Origin of the sequence: Photobacterium sp. Ph5, assembly GCF_022129445.1 — a bacterium.
In the GTDB taxonomy this organism is placed as follows: domain Bacteria; phylum Pseudomonadota; class Gammaproteobacteria; order Enterobacterales; family Vibrionaceae; genus Photobacterium.
In genome coordinates this window covers 1-3,654 of the sequence record NZ_JADQAQ010000101.1, presented here as the reverse complement: position 1 = coordinate 3,654, position 3,654 = coordinate 1, and the positions used below count along the sequence as shown (strand labels likewise).

General features: G+C 34.5%; 5 protein-coding genes. 4 read left to right on the top strand and 1 reads right to left on the bottom strand.

Annotated features, from left to right (window positions below):
* Window positions 1-74 precede the first annotated feature (74 nt).
* Entirely contained in the window at window positions 75-464 is a 390-nt protein-coding gene (locus tag I3259_RS20015; protein WP_238031422.1) for a type IV pilin protein, read from the bottom strand.
* A gap of 132 nt (window positions 465-596) precedes the next feature.
* Here I3259_RS20015 and I3259_RS20010 point away from each other — a divergent pair, with 132 nt between their 5' ends.
* From I3259_RS20010 to I3259_RS19995, 4 genes are read left to right on the top strand one after another with little or no spacing between them, the layout of a single operon-like run.
* Entirely contained in the window at window positions 597-1,178 is a 582-nt protein-coding gene (locus tag I3259_RS20010) for a GspH/FimT family pseudopilin (RefSeq protein WP_238031421.1), read from the top strand.
* A complete protein-coding gene (locus I3259_RS20005; RefSeq protein ID WP_238031420.1) occupies window positions 1,165-1,773 on the top strand; it encodes a prepilin-type N-terminal cleavage/methylation domain-containing protein in 609 nt (202 codons plus the stop codon). The genes I3259_RS20010 and I3259_RS20005 overlap by 14 nt, the downstream gene beginning before the upstream one ends.
* Window positions 1,766-3,034, top strand: coding sequence for a hypothetical protein (locus tag I3259_RS20000; RefSeq protein ID WP_238031419.1), 1,269 nt, complete (start codon window positions 1,766-1,768; stop codon window positions 3,032-3,034). Before I3259_RS20005 ends, I3259_RS20000 begins: the two co-directional genes overlap by 8 nt.
* Entirely contained in the window at window positions 3,021-3,443 is a 423-nt protein-coding gene (locus tag I3259_RS19995) for a prepilin-type N-terminal cleavage/methylation domain-containing protein (RefSeq protein ID WP_238031418.1), read from the top strand. The genes I3259_RS20000 and I3259_RS19995 overlap by 14 nt, the downstream gene beginning before the upstream one ends.
* The last annotated feature ends 211 nt before the right edge of the window (window positions 3,444-3,654 follow it).

Below are 3,654 nucleotides of genomic sequence, written 5' to 3'. Positions count from 1 at the left end.
CCCCAATAATTGGTGTCCAACTATTGGGGGTCAGTTCAGATGTCGGCTTTTTTGTGCCTATTAATCTTTTAGGCTTACCAACAAGAAGCGGGGGTACCTGTACCATTTTGATTCAGGGTTAAATTGCCACACTCATCTTGATTCTGCCCTTTATCAGACTTTGCTGTAGCCGTGATTGTATAAGAACCTGTTGCACTCGATATACTAAATGCGTAACGATTACTGTCTGTATCGCAAATGGTGCAATTACTACCACTAATAACTGGCGAATTGTAGTTACTATTTTGGGTGAAATGATCTTCGAGATTGAGCTGTACTTTAATCATATCTCCCATTGCTTGTGTTCTATGTCCCTTCAAAACATAAGATTGGTAAGAAGGGTAGGCTATTGCTGTTAGCACTCCAATAATCGCAACAGCGATTAACATTTCGATCAGAGTCACGCCTTTTTGTTTAGTCATCATCCTTAATCTCTTTATTTTACGAGTTCCCTCGATATCTGATTTTTATCTTATCCTTGCTATTTTGCGTTGATGTTAATCTATGAATCAAGGTGCTCTTAAGGATCGAGAGCCGTATTAAAAGGGATTTGAGGAATGGCTCGCGAAAAGACTTCCTATTTTCATTACATACATCAGCATCATAAACGACAGCAAGGATTTACCTTGTTGGAGTTGGTGATCGCAGTCTCTGTAATGAGCATCCTTCTGGCAATGGCAGCGCCCAGTTTTAGCCAATTAATTGAAAACAATAAGATCAAGCGATTAGCAACAGAGGTTGAGTGGTTTTTAGTGCAAGCGAAATCGGAAGCAGTGATGAGAGGAAGTAATGTGTATATCCATAAAGTTACTTCTCCTGTTCCGCAATGGTGTTTATTTTCTTCTTTAAGTGCTTCTATAGGAAGTAGTGATTGTTCTAATCCCCCTAATAATTTATTAGGTTTAGTCACAAGTTCTAATTTTGAATTAGCAACATTAGATTCATCTTCAACTTTAACTAATTTTTATTTTGATCCTATTTATGGAAAACCTGAATCTGCAACAATTGGCGGTAACTATACATATTCATTGGGGCAATATACTTTCAAAACCGTACTTTATAGCCCTACAGGACGAATATATAGCTGTATTTTAGCGCCTTCGACATCAGATAAGGTGGGTAGTTATGAGCAATGCTAAAGGTTTTAGTTTAATTGAGTTATTAATTGCATCTGCCGTCGGATTATTAGCGATTGGCATTGTTGGATCTGTTTTTTTGTCAGGATATAGTGCAGCGAATAAACGTTCCTTGGAATTGATGCTGCAGCAAGATGTGAATGATGCTTTTCGATTGATTAAAGAGGATGTATTACGAGCAGGGTATGCCTCTAGTGGTAACAATACTCTAAGGCTTTTTTATCCTAATGGTATTAGTAAGGCTAATACGGTTTATATAAGCTCTGCTATTAATTGTTTAGCTTATGTTTATGATACTCCAGACGGGCGTAAATATAATGAAGTTATGTACAACAAAAAGGATAAGAAATTAGTTTATCGTTCTTCTAAAAATGAGATAAGAACAGATACTGCGTGTGTAATCAGTGGAGCTTCTTCATTGTTATATGAAAAGCAAATCGCTGTAAGTGATTTTAAAGTTATAGAAGAAGAAATTAGTTCAGCCAGAGCGACTAGTCAGTTAATTAACATTACCCTTGCTGCAGAAATAAAAAGCTCTGCAGTGAGTACTAAAAAGTCGATTCAGATAAAAACAAGGAATTGGCACAAGAATGAATAAATATCATCAGTCAGGTATGACGACATTATTAATAACCAGTATGTTATTGATTGTTGCTTTATTGTTTTCATTAGCATCATATAAGAATTTATTTTATCAAATAAAACGCACGCAGAATGAAGTTTTAGCAAGACAAGCACACTGGTTATCTGAAGGTGGCTTGGAGTGTGGGTTTAGTGAATATATAGCGAATAAAGATAATTTTACTGACTTTGTTAAATGTAAAAGTAGTAAGTTAGATTTAAAGTTAAGTCAAATTACAACAACTGAATTAGTCTTGCAAAGTAAGATAATTAATTCTGTTTCTACAAAAATAATATCAAAAAAGATTAATTCTGGCAGCTCTGGAAAATCAGGAGCTATGCGTTCCAGTGCTGATTTATATTTCTATACTAGTGCTAGTTTTATGACTCCAGACCCTGGTAATTTAGAAACAGATGGATGGCAATGTGTTGCATTAAGATATAAAAATAAATTTTATGCGGCTGTTATAGATAATAAAGGGGTATATCCTGGTGGCGAACCCCCATTTGCTAAATTTGATCCACAAGGTAAAAATTGCGCCCCAAATCATTTAAATAAGTTTGATGATAGTGATGATGGTTTGGTTAATGCTGATTTTGTAAAAGACTCAACTGTATCGCCATTTAAAGAAATTTTTAATGTTGAAAATAAAGATCATAATGACATTAGGGATAATGGTGAGTTTGAAATATTATTTACAAATTCATTTAATAGAGGAGAGTGTGGAAATTTAATCACTAATATACTTAAAGATTCATCGAAAAAAAAGAGAATATGGATAGAGGGAGATTGTGAAATTAAATCTACCGCATTTGAAGATTTAATTAAAGAAAGTGATAAAACACAAGGTATTCTACTTGTATTCCATGATGGTTTACTTTCGTTTATGGAACCACCTCCATTATTACCAGGAGAAGACCCAAAAAGTTTAAAGGGTATGGTAGTACATTTTAATTATGATTATTCAATCGGGGATACATCATGGGTTGGTTTAGATGCTAATAATATGCTTGGACACTCACCTTCTGTAATACCCAATTATTACCTTTTGAATTCTTCATATTATCAAGAAGGTAGTTTTAGGTTTAGTGGAGGGCAAGTATTTGATAGTGTTGGACAAAGCGCTCTTTTTTATAGTGCTATAGATTTTAGATATAATAAGGATGTTATAGATTTTGCACTATCAGTTTTTAATAAGCCTCGATGGATAGAAGGATCTTGGAATGATTTTCAGTAAAAAGTCATATGAAGGATTTAGTTTATTAGAGGTCGTGATTTCACTTGCTGTACTTTCTATTGGAGTACTGGGGCTTGTTAAAATGCAGGCTTATATGGAAGTGAAGTCTGAAAATGCATTAAAAACACTGGATGCGTTATATTTAGCCGAGAAAAAATTAGAACTTTTTCAAACACGTTCTCTAAGTGGCGGTTCGGGAACAATACTATATAGTTCTATAACAAGTAGCCCGTCAGAAGTGATACCAATATCTGGAATAACGATGACAAGAAAGATCACAGTTACAGATAACGAGCCTGTATCTGGTGCTAAGAAGATTAATATCATTGTTAGTTGGCAAGATCGTAGAGATGTAACTCAGAACGTTAGCTTGGATACAGTTATATCCAAATACAGTGAATTTGATTAACTAGGCTAAATTTTTACCAAAAAACACTTAAAAAAGTCGTTTTGAATGAAATTCATTCAAACGATTTTTTTTTGTCAAAAATCTATTGTCAGCGAAAAAAATATTCCTATAATACGACCTCACTGACACGGAACGAGCCACTTGCTAGCGTTGATGTCAGTATTGTTCTTTAACAATTTGACCATGCAATCTGTGTGGGCACTCGTTGAAA